15 protein-coding genes and 1 pseudogene are annotated in these 15802 nt (G+C 70.9%); 8 read left to right on the top strand and 8 right to left on the bottom strand.

Annotation, left to right across the window (positions count from 1 at the left end; genetic code table 11):
* Positions 1 to 63: 63 nt before the first annotated feature.
* Complete coding sequence (locus AB6L24_RS19735; protein WP_405656887.1) at positions 64 to 462, bottom strand: VOC family protein; 399 nt, start codon at positions 460 to 462, stop codon at positions 64 to 66.
* A gap of 95 nt (positions 463 to 557) precedes the next feature.
* Here AB6L24_RS19735 and AB6L24_RS19730 point away from each other — a divergent pair, with 95 nt between their 5' ends.
* Complete coding sequence (locus AB6L24_RS19730) at positions 558 to 1547, top strand: helix-turn-helix transcriptional regulator (RefSeq protein WP_405656885.1); 990 nt, start codon at positions 558 to 560, stop codon at positions 1545 to 1547.
* Positions 1548 to 1745: 198 nt separating this feature from the next.
* On the opposite strand, the gene AB6L24_RS19725 is transcribed toward AB6L24_RS19730, so the two are convergent.
* Together AB6L24_RS19725 and AB6L24_RS19720 are read right to left on the bottom strand one after the other, a co-directional pair.
* Positions 1746 to 2357 (bottom strand): hypothetical protein, encoded by a 612-nt coding sequence (locus AB6L24_RS19725; RefSeq protein ID WP_405656860.1) that lies wholly within the window; start codon positions 2355 to 2357, stop codon positions 1746 to 1748.
* 333 nt (positions 2358 to 2690) lie between these two features.
* A pseudogene (locus AB6L24_RS19720) lies at positions 2691 to 3215 on the bottom strand (class I SAM-dependent methyltransferase); the annotation flags it as partial.
* 107 nt (positions 3216 to 3322) lie between these two features.
* On the opposite strand from AB6L24_RS19720, the gene AB6L24_RS19715 reads away from it, so the two are divergent.
* Positions 3323 to 4189 carry a GNAT family N-acetyltransferase gene (locus AB6L24_RS19715; RefSeq protein ID WP_405656884.1) on the top strand — a complete coding sequence of 289 codons (867 nt, stop codon included), beginning with the start codon at positions 3323 to 3325 and terminating at the stop codon, positions 4187 to 4189.
* Positions 4190 to 4438: 249 nt separating this feature from the next.
* Here AB6L24_RS19715 and AB6L24_RS19710 read toward each other — a convergent pair whose 3' ends face one another.
* Positions 4439 to 5281, bottom strand: coding sequence for a MerR family transcriptional regulator (locus AB6L24_RS19710; RefSeq protein WP_405656883.1), 843 nt, complete (start codon positions 5279 to 5281; stop codon positions 4439 to 4441).
* A 294-nt stretch (positions 5282 to 5575) separates the two neighbouring features.
* On the opposite strand from AB6L24_RS19710, the gene AB6L24_RS19705 reads away from it, so the two are divergent.
* The gene (locus AB6L24_RS19705) at positions 5576 to 6172 is read left to right on the top strand and encodes a DinB family protein (protein ID WP_405656882.1); all 597 of its coding nucleotides are present in this window, start codon (positions 5576 to 5578) and stop codon (positions 6170 to 6172) included.
* Positions 6173 to 6323: 151 nt separating this feature from the next.
* Positions 6324 to 7478, top strand: a complete 1155-nt coding sequence (locus AB6L24_RS19700) for an RICIN domain-containing protein (protein WP_405656881.1) — start codon at positions 6324 to 6326, stop codon at positions 7476 to 7478.
* 102 nt (positions 7479 to 7580) lie between these two features.
* Here the strand turns inward: AB6L24_RS19700 and AB6L24_RS19695 are convergent, their stop codons facing one another.
* A complete protein-coding gene (locus AB6L24_RS19695; protein ID WP_405656880.1) occupies positions 7581 to 8582 on the bottom strand; it encodes a winged helix-turn-helix domain-containing protein in 1002 nt (333 codons plus the stop codon).
* Between the two features lie 186 nt (positions 8583 to 8768).
* On the opposite strand from AB6L24_RS19695, the gene AB6L24_RS19690 reads away from it, so the two are divergent.
* Entirely contained in the window at positions 8769 to 9152 is a 384-nt protein-coding gene (locus tag AB6L24_RS19690) for a hypothetical protein (protein WP_405656879.1), read from the top strand.
* A gap of 220 nt (positions 9153 to 9372) precedes the next feature.
* Here the strand turns inward: AB6L24_RS19690 and AB6L24_RS19685 are convergent, their stop codons facing one another.
* Positions 9373 to 10269 carry an NAD(P)H-binding protein gene (locus tag AB6L24_RS19685; RefSeq protein ID WP_405656878.1) on the bottom strand — a complete coding sequence of 299 codons (897 nt, stop codon included), beginning with the start codon at positions 10267 to 10269 and terminating at the stop codon, positions 9373 to 9375.
* A gap of 130 nt (positions 10270 to 10399) precedes the next feature.
* The gene (locus tag AB6L24_RS19680) at positions 10400 to 10864 is read right to left on the bottom strand and encodes a hypothetical protein (protein WP_405656876.1); all 465 of its coding nucleotides are present in this window, start codon (positions 10862 to 10864) and stop codon (positions 10400 to 10402) included.
* Positions 10865 to 11583: 719 nt separating this feature from the next.
* Between AB6L24_RS19680 and AB6L24_RS19675 the strand changes: the two genes are divergently transcribed.
* From AB6L24_RS19675 to AB6L24_RS19665, 3 genes are read left to right on the top strand one after another with little or no spacing between them, the layout of a single operon-like run.
* Entirely contained in the window at positions 11584 to 11994 is a 411-nt protein-coding gene (locus AB6L24_RS19675; RefSeq protein ID WP_405656874.1) for a hypothetical protein, read from the top strand.
* Positions 11991 to 13856, top strand: coding sequence for a GMC family oxidoreductase (locus AB6L24_RS19670; protein WP_405656872.1), 1866 nt, complete (start codon positions 11991 to 11993; stop codon positions 13854 to 13856). The genes AB6L24_RS19675 and AB6L24_RS19670 overlap by 4 nt, the downstream gene beginning before the upstream one ends.
* A complete protein-coding gene (locus AB6L24_RS19665; RefSeq protein ID WP_405656870.1) occupies positions 13853 to 14716 on the top strand; it encodes a hypothetical protein in 864 nt (287 codons plus the stop codon). Before AB6L24_RS19670 ends, AB6L24_RS19665 begins: the two co-directional genes overlap by 4 nt.
* 259 nt (positions 14717 to 14975) lie before the next feature.
* Here the strand turns inward: AB6L24_RS19665 and AB6L24_RS19660 are convergent, their stop codons facing one another.
* Positions 14976 to 15764 (bottom strand): SDR family NAD(P)-dependent oxidoreductase, encoded by a 789-nt coding sequence (locus AB6L24_RS19660; protein WP_405656868.1) that lies wholly within the window; start codon positions 15762 to 15764, stop codon positions 14976 to 14978.
* Positions 15765 to 15802 lie beyond the last annotated feature (38 nt).

Here is a 15802-nt window from a genome sequence, read left to right as displayed (position 1 = left end):
CAGACGACCGGGCCGGTACGGAGCGTGCTGTCGGCTCGGTCTCGCGAGGTGGCCGCGCAGTCGTCAGCGGGCGAACTTCTCGATGGTCGCCGGCGTGACTGGGGTGAAGAAGTTGACGAGGTTGCCGTCGGGGTCACGGAGCAGGAGCGATCGGTTGCCCCAGGGCATCGTGGTGGGCTCGGTCACGAAGTCGGCGACGAAATCGGCCAGGTTCCGGTGCACGCCGTCCACGTCGGCGACGAGGAATTCGATGATCACGGTGTTGTTGTCGGCGGGACGGGCGGAGCCGGGTGCGAAGAGTGCCACGGTGCGGGTGCTGCCGATCGCGAGGGTCGCGCCGGTGGTCCGCAGTTCGGCGAAGTCCTCGGTGGACCAGTCCGCCCGCACTCCGGTGGCTCGCTCGTAGAAGTCGACGAGGCGCGCGACGTCGCCTGTGATGATGCGGATCGATACGAAGTCCATGCTGCTCTCCTCGGGGTTGGCGAAGCCGTTGCCCTTCGGACGCTAGAGCAAATAGTGGACAGAATCGGTCCGGTATCGACGCTAGGCTCGTGGACATGGCTCGACCTACCAGCCGTGTACTCACCCTCCTGGAACTCCTGCAGTCGGGCGGCATCAGAACGGTGGCCGAACTCGCCGACCGGCTCGGCGTCGACGGACGCACCGTGCGGCGGTACGTGGACCACCTGGTCGACCTCGGCATCCCCGTCGAGGCGGTCCGTGGCCGCTACGGCGGGTACCGCCTCGCGCCCGGATACCGGTTGCCTCCGCTCATGCTCAACGACGACGAGGCGCTCGCCGTGCTGCTCGGCCTCGTCGCCGGCCGCAGGACGGGGTTGCTGACGGCGGCTGAACCCGCGGGCGAGACGGCGGCGGCCAAGATCCGCCGGGCGCTGCCCGAGCGTCTCGCCCGCCGACTCGACGCCGTCATGGAATCCCTCGCCTTTACGGCTCCCCCTGGAGAGTTGGCCGCCCCGGAGGCGGAGGTCCTGCTCGCCCTCGCCGACGCGGTACGCCATCGCCGCCCGGTCTCGATGAGGCACACCACCCGCGACGGCCGAAGGGGCGAACGCACGCTGCACCCGTACGGAATCGTCACTCACGCAGGCCGGTGGTACGTCACGGGCACCGATCCCGGGATCGGCCAGGCCCGGACCTTCCGGCTCGATCGCGTCGCGGACGCGCGGGCCCTGCCGGGCTCCTTCGAACCGCCCGCTGAACTCGATCCCGCACAACGCGTCCTGTCGGGGCTCGCCAAGGCCGCGTACCGGCACGAGGTGACCCTGCGGATCCACGGGACGGTCGAACAGATCCGCGCCCGGCTTCCCGCCAGCGTCGCGAGCGTGGAGGAGCCCGCGCCCGCGGAAGGCGCAGATCCGCACGCCGAGCGTTGGCTCCACGTCGAATTGAGGGCGGAGCGGCTCGACTGGCTGCCGCCTGTACTCGCCTCGCTCGACCGGCCGTTCGTCATCGAGCGACCGGACGAACTCCGCGGCCTTGTCGTCGCGCTCGCCGACCGGCTCGCCGCTTCCGCCCGCCGAGCCTGACGGCGGTGTGTCCGGGCTGCGGTGTGTCCGGGCTGTGGAAGCCGTGCGGGCCGGATGTACAGCTCCTGCCTGTGGATTCCCGCCGATGCGTCCAGAGCGGGCGGGGTAGGGCAGGGCTGGCTTCGCGCAGGCGGAGGCCCATGCGGCGCACATGCCCGCGGGTGACGTTCGGGCCCGTGGCGAGGTGTCGCCAGGTGGTCAGGCGACGAAATCGTGGAGGGCAGGCCATGGAGCGGTCTTCTCGACCGATCCGATGTAGACCACGGCCTCCTCGAACTGGAAGTAGGAGAGCCCTTCGTGGCGTGGGCCGATGACCAGGAGGTTGCTCCCGCGGCGCCAGGCGGCGTGCCGCCATTCGCCGGGTCCCATGGCCAGGGCGCCTCCTTCCGACCTGAGGTCGCGCTCCGGAGGACCGAGTCGCCGACTGAACTCGGCGACGGCGGCGTCGATCTGCGCATCGAACACCTCCCGTCCGGCGTTCTCGTGGCTGGACCAGCCGGACAACGTGCCCCAGAAGTCCTCACCCCAGGTCTCGCCGCCCACCCAGTAGAAGTGGGCGAACGACAGGGCGAGATGGCTCCCGAGGTGGGCGAGATGGCCTTCGGCCGTGACGAAAGTGTCTTCCAACGGCAAGTCGTCGCCCTCGCACCAGCCCAGACGCCGCATCGCCGTCTCGAGGACCCCTCGGTCGTCCCACTGCAGTTCCGCCAGGCCGACGATCTGCTCCACCAACAGGGGTGTGACGGGGCAGACGGCGACGTGGTCGGCGATCGGGTCCTGAGCTGTGGTGATGGGAGCCTCCTCTGTCATGGCAGAACGGTATCCAGGCCATGTGACGGCATCGACACCCTGGGGCATGGGGCTGCCACGTCCTGTTTGCGGTCCGGGGGCAGCCGTGGGGCGGTCAGCGGCAGCCGCAGCCCGGCTTGCACCCGCGGGCGTCCGATCGGGGCGGCGAGCGCGCGGCCGAACCGCGCCAGGACCTCGACCTCGGAAGCGAGAGTCAACACCCCACGGCAGTACAGAGGATCCTGAATTCAAGGAACCGTGAACTCCACGCTACCGGCGTCTGCTCGACTCACCACCGAGTGGCGGTACCGCGTCCGCGGTGGCCAGTCTGCGGATCCGGCTGGGGCTACGAAGTCAAGCTGGCTTCTCGGTAGTTGGCTTGTAGGCCAGGAAACTGGCGAACTTCCAGTTCAGGTTCTCGTCGGGCTCCTGCACCAACTGAGCGGTGACGGTGAGTTCGGCCTGGTTCAGCAGCTCGGCGACTTGGAGTGTGGACAGCCGATACGACGTATACGACACAGGGTGACCGCCATAGCCGTGTGTGGGACGACGGTGCTCACCGGTGCCTACGTGGCCGGCGAGGAGGAGATGTCCGCCGGGTGCCAAGGTGCGGTGGAACTCGGCGAACACGACCGGCAGCAGCTCTGGAGGCGTGTGATGGGTGGAGTAGTACGCCAGGATGCCTCCGAGTGTGTCGTCCTCGATCTCCAGCTCGGTCATGGAGCCCACAGAGAAGCGCAGGTCCGGATAGGCGTTTCGGGCCAGTTCGATCATCTTTGGGGACACATCGATGCCGAATACAGAAAGGCCGAGTCCGGCCATGTGCGCCGTCACCCTTCCGGGTCCGCAGCCCAGGTCGGCGACCGGCCCTCGGTCGGAGGCAGAGGGCGAAGGGGCGTGTTCGTCGAACGGCTGCCGGGTCTGCCGTCAGTGATCGAGTCAAAACCAGGTGCGGCCGGTCGCCGCGACGGTGTGGGATGCGGGGCATGACGATCGTTCTCAACGAGCCCGGCGTCGACGGGCTGACCGGGGCCGTGGCTGCCCTTCGCGTATGGCAGGACGACCGCACGCCGCTGCAGCTCCACCCGGGAGACCTCGGGTGGGCCTGGGCGCTGGGCGCGGAGCGGCTGGCCGCGGCCGTGCGCACCTGGAGTGCGGACGGACGGATCGTTGCCGTCGGGTTTCTGGACGGCCCTGATGTGCTGCGTCTGACGACCGCGCCGGACCTGCGACAGGACGGCGCTCTGGCGCGCCGGCTGCTGGCGGACCTCAGCGATCCGGAGCGTGGGGTCCTGCCGCCCGGGAAGGTCGGCCTCGAGCTCCCCGACGGCGCTCTGCTCCGCGAGGTCCTCCTGGAGGCGGGCTGGAATCTGGACGAGCCGTGGACGCCGCTGCGCCGCGGTCTCTCCGAGCCGGTGCAGGACTCCGGCCTGCGGGTCGAGGTGGCCGGTCCGCAGACGGCGGGGGTGCGGACCGCAGTGCACCGCTCGGCGTTCAACAGCCCGATGTTCACCGAGGAGATCTGGCATGTCCTCGTGGCCGGGCCGGTCTACGCCGACGCCCGCTGCCTGATCGGCTACGACGACCAGGACAACGCGGTGGCCGCGGCGACGGTCTGGTCGGCCGGGCCCGGCAAGCCCGGCCTGCTGGAGCCGGTGGGCGTGCACGCCGACCATCGCGGGCGCGGCTACGGGACGGCGATCAGCGTCGCCGCTGCGGCGGCGCTGCGTGAACTGGGTGCATCCAGCGCACTCGTCAGCACCCCGACCTCGAACGCTGCCGCCGTCGCCGCCTACAGGGCGGCCGGATACGAGGCGTCGTCCGAACGGCTGGACGTCAGCCGAGCCGCCTGACGATGATCAGACGGCGGAATCGGACAGGCCGCGTCGCTGACCCTGGCTGGGGCCGAACGCCCTTTTCCGCCACCGCCGTCCCCGAGCGTGCTGAGATCACGCCGGGTGCATGGGGCGGACCGTGGCCGTGACGGCGTCGGCATGACCGCGTGGGCTCTCGGTTACAGCTCAGCTCGACGTCTGATGCGGCTGGTCCGACCGGATGGACGCGACCGGCGGCGGGGCCGCGTCGGTTCCGGGCACAGGCGATCAGTCGTCTGCGGAGTCGTGCTGGCCGAGGAGTTGTGCCGTGAGTTCCATGCAGCGCATCCGGGCGGGAGAGAAGTCGTACGGCATCTTGGTGACGGCTTCGAAGGCGCTCATCTCGATGGTTTCCTCGCCTTGCAGGTCGGCATCGTAGATCTCGAAGAGCTTCTCCTCGGCCGTGTCCAGCCCGGCAGCCTCGATGGCCTGATGGAGGGCCTTGTGGTGGGTGAATCGCTGTGCGGCGAGTTCGTCGACGCGAGGGTCACCGGGGTCGACGCCGTCGTCGAGGGCGGCCTCGGCTGCGTCGAGACGGTCCTCCTCAGCCCGCAGGTCGGGGTGGGTGGCCAGCACGATGAACACGCTGGCCTGCACCGCGGCGCCCAGCGGGCCGAAGACCCGTTCCGTGACCAGCAGGCTCTCCAGGTCGGAGGGTCGCAGCGCACCAGGGGGCAGGTGGCTGAGCCGGTCCGTCACCAGGTCGGAGAGCAACCCCAGCGGGTTGCCCACGGCCCGCAGGCGCTGGAGGGCGGCGCGCTGACGTCTGATGTCGGCTTCCTGGGCGGCCAGGGATTCCTCCAGGCGGCCCAGGTTCTCCTCGATGCCCCGGGTTTCGTCGAAGGCGGCCCGCATGTCGTCGAGGCTGATGCCGGCCTCTGCCATCTTGCGGATCCAGAGGAGGCGGATCATGTCGTCGTAGCCGTAGCGGCGGCGGCCGTCCCCGCCTCGCTCGGGCTCCGGCAGCAGACCGATCTGGTGGTAGTGGCGGATGGCGCGCGGGGTGGTCCCGGCGAACGCTGCGGCATCACCGATCTTGACCTGGCGGGGAGGGGTGACGGAGGGGTACATCGTAGACGGAGCCTTTCGTGCTGTGGTGCCTTCGAGGACAGCACATGCCGCTACGGCAGGTGCAACAACACCCCCAGGTCCCGCCGTCGGCCACGTCCTGGCCGCCGCTGAGGTCGGCGGGCTCAATGGGGCACGCTGCCCCGGACGGCTACGCCCCACGCCCAGCTCCGCCCGACAGTCCGCCCGCGACGCACGCAGTCACCGTGGGCCGTGTCCAGGACGTCTCAGGCTGACCGGAGCCCGGGTCGGGTGGCAGGTTGAGCCCGCCGGCCGCGCATGACAGGCTCATGCCCCGTGATCGATGAATTCGCGAAAGAGTACTTACACAGCGAACTTCGCGAGACTCGACAGGCGATGCTGTGGAAGCTCGACGGGCTCGGCGCGTACGACGTCCGCCGGCCCCTGACCCCGACGGGAACCAACCTCCTCGGCCTCGTCAAGCACCTGTCGGTCCTGGAGTCCAGGTACTTCGGGGAGGTCTTCGACCGACCAATCCCCCAACCCCTGCCCCGGTGGGACGACGCCGCGGAGCCCGGCGCCGACGTGTGGGCGACCGAGCACGAGACACGCGAAGAGATCACCGATCGCTACCGTCGCGCGTGGGAGCACGCAGACGCAACGATCGCCGCCCTCACCATCGGCTCCCCCGGCCACGTGCCCTGGTGGCCACGCCCCGACGTAAAACTGTTCAACATCCTGGTCCACATGCTCACCGAGACCAGCCGGCACGCCGGACACGCCGACATCCTCCGCGAACAACTCGACGGCTCGACAGGGACCACAGCCGCGCATGCGGCGCCGCGCCGCGACACCGCCGCCTCGGAAGCCCGACTCGCGACGATCGAGCGGGCCGCCGAAGCAGCAGCCGCCAAGCCCGACCACCATGGTTGACGACCACCGCACCCCCACCAGCTCCTGACAACGGCCACCAGGAACCCCAGTCTTCGGCCGGTGCCGGAGCACAGCCTCCTGGTGCGGCACCTATGGCGTGCCATGCGCTCTGGCGCATCCCCACCCGATCGGGTGAGCATGTGGTGACTTCATGTCACATCCGGCTACCGAGAGGCTGTTGAAGATGCTGGTCGACTGGCCCACCGAGACCTTCGTATTACGCCTGCACCGCATACCCGGCCTGGTGGCGGGCGTCTCGGCGGGGAGCCTGGAGGGCACCCCCGTGGTGCTCGGGCCGGAGACCGGCGCCGACGGCGAGCAGTGGGTGGCCGAACGGTTCCGGGTGATCAACCACCGGATCCGGCACGCCGCCACCGGCCTGTACCTGACCGCCGAGGGCACGAGCAGGGGCGCCGCCGTCACGCTGCGGCCCAAATTCTCCGACACCGGCAGCGATTCCTCGTACTGGCGCCAGGCGTGGCGGGCCTTCGTCCAGCGTGACACCGGTCGGATGATGGCCCTCCACGACTCCTCCAACTGCCTCCTCGGCCTGGCCGACCCGGCTGCCGAGCGGCCGGGTGGACCGCTGATCCTGGAGAAGGGCGCCGGGGCCGAGGACCGGAACTGCACCGCCTGGGCGCCCACGCCCGTCGCACCTCCGAAGCCCGCACCCGCTCCGGCGCCGAAGGCCACCGACCTGCCGGTGGGGACGGGACAGGTCCGGGTGCCGGCCCGCCGCTACGAACTGGACCGGCGGACCGTCGAGCAGATCTTCGATGCGACCACCTTCCGGGAGGTCCCCGGCGAACTCCTCGCCCCGGGCACCCGCATCGGGACCTTCGACTTCGACCAGTACTCCCAGGGCGACTGGTACCAGGAGGGCCGAGAGGGCAGCCTCGTGACCTTCACCGACAGCTACGAGCGTGCGGGGGGCGCCGTGCGCAAGGCCTTCCACCGGCTGCCGGGGGAACCCGCCCGCTACGTGGACGGCGACGAGGTCGTCGTCCACTACGTCCCGCCGAAGCTCGTCGCCCACACCAACTTCCCCGCCGCGCTCTTCGACGACTACAGCGGTGCCCTCATCAGAACGCCGTACCGGCTGGCCAACCGGCACGGCTTCTACAACCAGCCGCAGCGCCGCGAGGGCCTCTACTTCCCCAAGCGGGACGGCGCCGGGACTGTCGTGCAGTGGAACAAGACCTGGATCGCGGACAACGACACGACGTACAAGGTCTTCCTCTGCTTCGACGGCCGCTACTTCATCGACCAGATGGACATCACCTGGGCCGAGGACGGGAAGAGCTGACCCGCTCGCCCGACGCGTACGGCGAGATGTTCGCTCGATGCACCGTGCATCCCGGCCGGCGGAGGGTCCGCTGAACGGCGGCTCGGCCATTCCCCGCATCCTTCACGGGGAGTTGAGCAGCGCGGTGCCGAGCGCGGTGAGCGTGTGGAGGGCCGTGTTGCGGTGCCGGGCCGTCTGTACCAGGCCCGCTTGGCGCAGGGTGGTGGCGTGTTCGCTCGCCGTGGGAGGCGTGACGCCGGCCAGGAGGGCGAGTTCCTTGGTGGAGCAGCCCGGGTGTCCCGCGATGTTGATGAGGACGGCGGCGCGGGTGTGGCCGAGGAGCGCGGACAGTGCCGGTGACCCGGTTGCGTGGTGTTCCGCGTGCGGGGGCCGGGTGATGGGGGATCGCGCGTCCCAGGGGGTGTGGGCGGGATAGGTGAGCACGGGCTGGGGTGCGGAGGCGGTGCAGACAGCGGACCACCGCAGTCCGAAGTAGGAAGGGACGAGCAGGAGTCCACGGCCTTCGAGCAGGAGGTCGCCGTCGAGGCCGCTGGGCATCGAGACCTCGAGTACGGGGGCGTTCCAGCGGACGCAGTGGGGGTTCGCGGAGCTGAGCAGGTGTTCCATGCCGCCGGTCAGGGCCTGGCGCGTCCTCATCCCCACCTCGGCCGTGGCGTTGCTGGTGATCTGCGCCCAGTGGGGGGACAGCAGCACGGAGTACATGTGCTCCAGGCTGTCGCAGAGCCGCTGGAACAAGTCGCGGTCGTCGGCCAGGCCCTTGGCCCACGGGGGGAGGGGCCAGCCGGCCGCCACGTGCTCCAGGTCACCGCGGATCCGTGCGCGCGGCGTGGCCCGTACCCGCTCAAGGACTTCCTCCGGCGAACCCGACTCGGCACAGGTGAGGAAGTCGGGCGCCCAGCGGCGGGTCCGGATCAGATCGAGCACCATCCGGGCCTCGGGACGCAGGTCGGCCAGGGCGCGGCGCCGCCAGGCACCGAACCGCACGGCGTGGCTGGGCTGTTGAAGGGTGCGGACGGCTGCCCCCAGCTCCATCAGCGGAAGGGAGCACGGCGACACCCGTGTCCGCGCCAGATCGTCGACCGTGAAGTGAATGCGGTAGACCACGGCTCCCCGTCCCCCGTACGACACCGTTCGAGACGATCCTCCGGGAATGCCGTTGTTCGGTACAGGCCGAATCACGTCGAGCGGCGCCACCGACGGACGTGAGGCTGGATCCCGGCGCCGGACGCTCCGGCGCACCCCACGACCAGATCCATGGGGTCAGTCCACGAGAAGAAACGGGGAACTTCCATGCGCACTCGTTCCATGCGCACTGCCGGAATCGTGACGGCCGCGCTCCTGATGACCGGAGGAGCAACGGCCGTCACGACCGGCGCGGCCACCGCGGCGCCCTCGGCCGCCCTGGCCTGCTACGACACCAGTAAGCCTTTCACCACGGTGAACAAGGTGTGGCCCAAGTACCCGAACTGGGCCTACACGACGGCCAACTGTGCGGACATCAACGTCAAGCCCAACGCCACGATCAAGGTGCAGGCGTGCTGGAAGAACCACGCCTGCAACCGTCCGACGACGATCCGGGCCGGCCAGTGGGGAACCGCCGCCACGGACGTCCTCAACGGTACGAAGTTCTATCTCAAGTTCAGCGGTAACGTCAGCGGGAGGATCGCTTACTGACCGAACCGGCCCGGCAACGCCGAGATCCCGTCCGATCGAAGTGATCGGACGGGATCTCTTCGCTGTTGTACGAGCTGACTCGTGAACGGTGCCGCAGTGGGGCCGCGTGCTCCGTGGGCCGCTCGATGAGGTGACCGCGTTCGAAGCGGGCCCCGGCGCGGACGAGGGCGTTGGGCTTCGGTGCTTCGGTCGTCTGTGCCAACGTGTATGGACGTCCCTCTCAGCGGAAGTCCGCTGCGTGGTCCACCGCCCACTCCCGGAAGGATCGGGCCGGGGCCCCCGTGATGCGCTCCACTTCGTCGTTGACCGGCTCCGGGTTGTCGAGCATCTCCGCCTGGGCCGGCAACACGGCCTCCGCCAGCTCTGCCGGGTAGCCCGCGGCCTTCATCTGCTCGATGGCCTCGTCCAGCGTGACCTCCTCGAACCGCACCGGTCGCCCGATCGCCTCGCCGATCAGAGCCACCTGCTGTTCCTGGGTGATCAGTTCGGGGCCGGTGATCAGGGGGCGGGCGCCGAGCAGGGAGTCGGTCGTCAGTGCCTGAACGGCGACCGCAGCCATGTCCGCCTCGTGGATCAGCGGACGGGCCAGCCTTGCCAGCGGCGCCCGTACCGCACCGGTGGTGCGGACCTCCTCCGCCCAGCCCAGCGTGTTGCCCGCGAACCCGGTGGGCCGCAGCGCCGTCCACTCCAGGCCCGATGCCTCGATCAGCCGCTCCAGCTCCGTGTGGAACATGGTGATCGCCTCGCCCGGCTCCTCCTTCTCGCTCCCGACCCCCGCGGAGGACAGGTACACCACCCGTCGAGCGTGCTTCCCGATCACGTCGATCACTTCCGACGCGCCCTCAGCGCTCAGGAACGGCCACACCAGGAACACCGCATCGACGCCCTCCAGAGCCGTGGCAAGCGACACGGGATCACTCAGATCACCACGCACTGCCTGCACACCCTCCGGGAAGTCCGACTCCCCTCGCACCAGCGCCCGCACGGGCACGCCCGCCGCGTGCAGTTGCTCGACCACCGCGCCGCCGACCTTGCCAGTCGCGCCGGTCACCAGAATCACGGGCTGTGTCATCGGAATCTCCTCGTCTCGCCGTTCGATGACACGACCCTCGTACATCAACCATGGTTTAGGTCAAACACCGGCCGGAGGCGAATCCCCGCGCTGTCCAGCGGTCACCACGATCGACACGTCTGACGGCCTGGGACGTGCCCGGGGAATTCGTGGTCCGGGGCCAGGACACCCGGGATCAGGCGACGGTGAGCAGCCCGTCGATCAGGTACGCCGCCAACGGACCAGTCATCCGCGGCTGTTGCGGCGGTTGCAGGGCCAGCCCGCCAATGACGGCGCCGAGGCAGCCGACCCCGTCGGAGCCCGTGGAGCCGGGGTGGCCGAGCAGTTCGACCGCGTGCGGGACCTCCCGGGCGAGGGCGTCCTGCACGAAGCAGCGGACGTAGAGCGAGTCGGCGAGCATCGTCTCGCCCGTTCCTCCGTCGTCGATCCGGTGGGCGACGCCCTCCGCGGCCGACATCGCACTCTCGCTCTCCACCACCAGTCGGACCCGCTCGGACTCGGGCACCCGGTCGTCGAGCAGCACCCGCTCGACCAGCGCGCCGGCGGCCCCGAGATGGCTGCCGGTCATCAGCAGCTGGTACCAGGTGAAGCCCGCGGTCAACCGTGCCTCGAGCTGTCCGACAAGGTCCGAGGTGCGCACTGCACCCTCGATGCGTCCACAGCGGTGGCCCCTCGGCCCTGGCGGGCCGTCGCCACCAGCAGCCCGGGGGCGCCCCTGTCGCGGAAGTGACCGACGCCGGGACCGCCGGGGTCCTCCAAGTACGCGGGGGCTAGCGACCGCAGGCTCTCGTCCAGCTCCGGCAGCAGCTTCGCCTTCGTGGCGCGTGCCCGATCCAGAAAACGCATGCTCTCCCCCCACTCCTTCCGGGCGACCAGTGGGCAGGGAAGGGAACCTGTATTTCGCCGACGCGGACCAGCACCAGGTCGACAAGGTGACTCCCCAGGGCGACATCAGCACGGTCGCAGGCACGGGCACGGCCGGGCGCACGGCTGACGGCGGACCCGCCGACGCAGCCCAGCTCCACGCCCCCACAGCCGTGGTGGGCGATGGTGCCGACAACCTCTACATCGTTGCATCGCCAACAATCTGCGGGTCTACGGACAGTCCACGCCGCCACCCGACCCTCGCGGCACACCCGCCGCCTCGTGGGCCCACGGGCCCGCGGGGCGGCCGCCCGCAGCCGCCGTCCGGGTTCAGCAGGGTGTCCAGGGTCCAGAGGCTGTCGCGCGGAGCGCCGCGCACGACCATCGCACCGATCCCGGCGACCTGGCACGAACAAGCCCTTCCCGGAGCACGGCGCATGCACCGGCAGGCATCTGGGCACCGATGCCCGCGTGCCCCTTACAACCGATGCCCGTGTGCCCATCGCAGACGACTTACCTCGCTTCGCCGCTCTCTCGGCGAGGCTGACAGGCTTCGACGAAGCAGCCCTGGAGGCCACCGGGCTGACCGAGGTGTACCGGGCGGTCGCCGCGGAAGGGCTCGGTGCGCAGCGGTACACGCGGCTGCTGCGCGAGCTGCGGGATCCGGGCGACGTCATGGACGGCGGGCTGCGGGAAGCGGCTCAGGCGGTGACGTATCTCTGGTACACGGGCAGTTGGCCGGGGTCGCCGCCGGTCGTGGTGTCTCCGCGCGCTTACGCCGAGGGCCTGGTGTGGAAGGCGGCCGGCCTCAAGGCTCCCGCCACCGACCCCGGCGGGTACGGGAGTTGGGGCGAGGCGCGCGAGGGGTCGGGGCCGGACGGCGGGGGCGCGGGGAGCGGCCGGTGACGCGGTACGACGTGATCGTCGTCGGCGCCGGTGTCGCGGGCTCGCTCGTCGCGCACCGGCTCGGTCGGAGCGGCAGGCGGGTCCTGGTCCTGGAGGCAGGCGCGGGCGTTCCCGGCGGCCATGAACCGTCCGCCGACCCGCTCACCACCTATCTGACGGCCGCCGCCAAGGTGCCCGGCTCCCCCTACCGGGCCCATCCGGTGGCCCCCTGGCCCGAGGTGACGGACCTCTCCGGCACGGACGGGACGCCGGGGTTCCGGGCGGCCGGCCACCTGCGGCAGGACGGCCCGTTCCCCTACGCCAGCGGCTACGTCCGCGTCAACGGCGGCACCGGCAACGTCTGGACCGGCCTGGCGCCCCGCATGCTCCCGGAGGACTTCGACACCGAGCCCTTCGGGTACGGACGGCGGTGGCCGATCACGTACGACGACCTGGAGCGCCACTACCGGGCGGCCGAGGAGGAGTTGGGGGTGGCCGCCGACGCCGACGAACAGCGCGCGCACGTCGGGCTGTCCTTCCCCGACGACTACGTGTTCCCCATGCAGGCCCTGCCCGCCTCACACCTGGACCGTCTGCTCGCGGCCCGCCTCGACGGGCGGTGCGTCAAGGACCCCGCCTCCCTGGATGAGGTCGAGCTGCGCGTGGTCGGCACCCCGCACGCGCGCAACGGCGTGCCGGACCCTCGCTACGACGGCGGGCGCGGCTACGTGCCGCGCGGGCGGCTCGGGAAGCCCACCCCGGACAGCAGGTGCGTGGGCAACGCGAGCTGCGTCCCGCACTGCCCCTCGTACGCGAAGTACACGCCGCTCAAGACCCAGGGCCGTTGGAGTACGACCGTCTCGCTCCGGGACCGGTCCGTGGTGAGCCGGGTCCTCGTCGACGGGCGGGGCCGTGCCACGGGTGTGGAGCACCGCTCCTACAACGGGCAGGTGGCCGTCGCGCACGCCGATGTCGTCGTGCTCGCCGCGCACGCCGTGGAGAACGCCCGGCTGCTGCTCCTGTCCGGGCTCGCCGACCGCAGCGGTCAGGTCGGCCGCAACCTGATGGACCATCCGGTCCTGCTGACCTGGGGCCTGCTGCCCGACGACGCCCGACCGTACCGGGGGCCCGGCTCGGTCTCCGGCCTGGAGGGGTTCCGCTCCGGCGCGGCACGCAGCCTCCGGGCTCCGTTCCGCGTCGAGCTCGGGGCGTGGGGATGGGTCTGGGCGAAGGGGTCCGTCGATACCGACGTGCACCACTTCGTCACCGAGCGGGGTCTGTTCGGGGCGGAGCTGCGGCGGGCGGTCGGGGACCGGATCCGCCGCCAGTTCACCCTGCAGTTCGAGATGGAGCAGGGCGCCGACCCCGCGAACCGGGTCACCCTCCACCCGCACGAGCGCGATGCGCTGGGCCTGCCCCGCCCCCTCATCACGTACGACCTTGACGAGCACGTGAAGGAGGGGATGGCGGCGGCCCGTGCGGTCTCCGACCAGATCTTCGCGTTGCTCGACGCGGAGGACCACACCGACTACACGCCCGTGGCGGCCTGGCCGGGTCGCTTCGAGCACCGCGGCCGCACGTACGGCTATCGCGGCGCCGGGCACGCCGCGGGCACCCACATCATGGGCGACAACCCGGCCACGTCCGTGGTCGACGCCTGGCAGCGCTGCTGGGACCACCCCGGCCTGTACGCGGTCGGCTGCGGCAGCATGCCGTCGGTGGCCACGTCCAACCCGACGCTGACGATGGCCGCGCTCGCCCTGCGCAGCGCGGAGCGCATCGAGGCGGACCTGGCTGTCCGCGACCGTCCGGCGGCTCTCGCCCCGCCCCTCGCATCCCCCACGTCCGACGAGCCGCCACCCGACCTTGGAGCCCCGGCATGACCGCCGCCCTACCCCCTGTTCCCGAGCCCTTCCGACTCCCCTTCCATTACGGGGCCTTGCACCAGGTCGGCATCGACTGGCTGGTCGACCCGGACCCGGTCCGCGAGGTGCTCGCCAAGCACCACCCGGACCTGACCGCGGCCGTCTTCGACGACGGGCGGGCGCTGGTCTCGCTCAACTACCAGCTGTACTTCGCGCAGTACGCGTTCGGCGGCGGCGTCACGCAGGAGATCGAGTTCAACGTCATCGCGTTCCCGACGGGCGACGGCGACCGTCTGCCGCGCCTCACCTACGCCCAGTACGCGCAGGGCTGGGACCAGACCAAGCTGCTCGGCATCGCCCGCCTCCACGTCGTGTGCGACAACCCGTTCGCCATCAGGGCCGGGAAAGAGCTCTACGCGGAACCGAAGTACCCGGGCTGGTTCAAGGTCGACCTGCCGTCCCTCAACGGACCCGCGGGAGAGACCTGGACCGTACGGTGCAAGGCGGCCACGATCGGCCCGGACGACACCCTGGAGAGGGACCCGAGCCCGCTCCTCGACATCACGGCGGACCTGGACGGCCTCAGCGCCGTCGCCGCCAACTCCGCCCCGGTCACCGGCTACGGCACCGACCCCGAGGGACGCCTGCTCGCCGGCCCCATGAACGTCTACCAGCCCTACCGCTGGTACGACCTGACCGCCCCCGGACTCTCCTCCCGCACCCGCCTTGCCCTCCACACCCCGGACGACGACCTCGGCCACACCGTCCGCGCCCTCCTCGGCGACGCGACACCGGCCGCCGGCGCCTGGACGTACCAGTCTCCCCCGGTGGCCGCCCACAACCGCCCGTACTACCTGCCGGCGCGGCCGCGCCCCTGACCACCGGGTCCGCAGGCGCGCGAGCGCCTCGAGCCGCACGCGGTCGACGCACCTTCGCGGTGGTGCTCGACCGGCGATCGGGGTCTCCGTGGCGTCGCGGAAACGGGTCGGGGAGCGGTCGAGGAAGTTCTCCTCGTCGGCGGCGACGGTCGTGGTGAAGATGTCGGAACGGAGCGGTCCTTGTCCTCCCAACAGGTCTTGCGCAGCGCGCTCAGCTCCGCATGGCCCTGGAGGAACTGGCCGCGGCCATCGTGTGCCGCTACTTGGCCAGGTATCCCCCGTCGACCACATGGTCGCTGCCCGTGACGTACGCCGCGTCGTCGGAGACCAGGAACGCGATGAGGGCGGCCACCTCGCTCGGCCGGGCGGCGCGCCGCAGAGGAAGGGAGTCGAGGAGGCCCTCCGTGGCGTGGGGCGGCAGCTCGGCGAGCAGGGGCGTGTCGACGATGCCTGGTGAGACGGACAGGACGCGCACACCCCGGTCGGCGTACTCGCGGGCCGCGGTCCGGGTCAGGGCGAGGACGCCCTGTTTGGCGGCGGCGTAGGCAGCGTGGCCGCGGAAGCCCGAATGGGCCGCGATGGAGGCGAGGTTGACGATCACGCCTCCCGTGGCGGCGATCGAGGCGAGCTGGCAGCGCAGGGCGTGGAAGACGCCGTAGAGGTTCACCTTCATCACGGTGTCGAAATCGGCCGGTGACAGGTCGGCCAGTGGATCCAGCGGGCCCACGACGCCGGCGCTGTTCACCGCGATGCGCAGGCCGCCGCGCAGCTCGGCGGCTTCCGCGACGACGAGGCCGACGCTGTCCGGGTCGGTGACGTCGATCCGGCGGGGCAGGGCGGTGCCCCCTGCCGTCGTGATCTGCCCGGCCACCCGTCGCGCGCCATCCTCGTCGAGGTCCGCGACCATCACGACGGCGCCCTCCTCGGCCAGCCGTAGCGCGCACGCGGCACCGATACCGGAGGCACCGCCGATGACCAGGGCGACCCGGTCGCGCAGTCGGCCGGACCGTGCGACCGGTTCGGCCGACGGCTGCGTGTGCGCTGCCATCCGGGGCTCCTTGTCGATCATGGATAGATGGCTCCTCG

Origin of the sequence: Streptomyces sp. RK9, assembly GCF_045070545.1 — a bacterium.
Lineage (GTDB): Bacteria > Actinomycetota > Actinomycetes > Streptomycetales > Streptomycetaceae > Streptomyces > Streptomyces alboflavus.
This window is presented reverse-complemented; position numbering and strand designations above follow the sequence as displayed.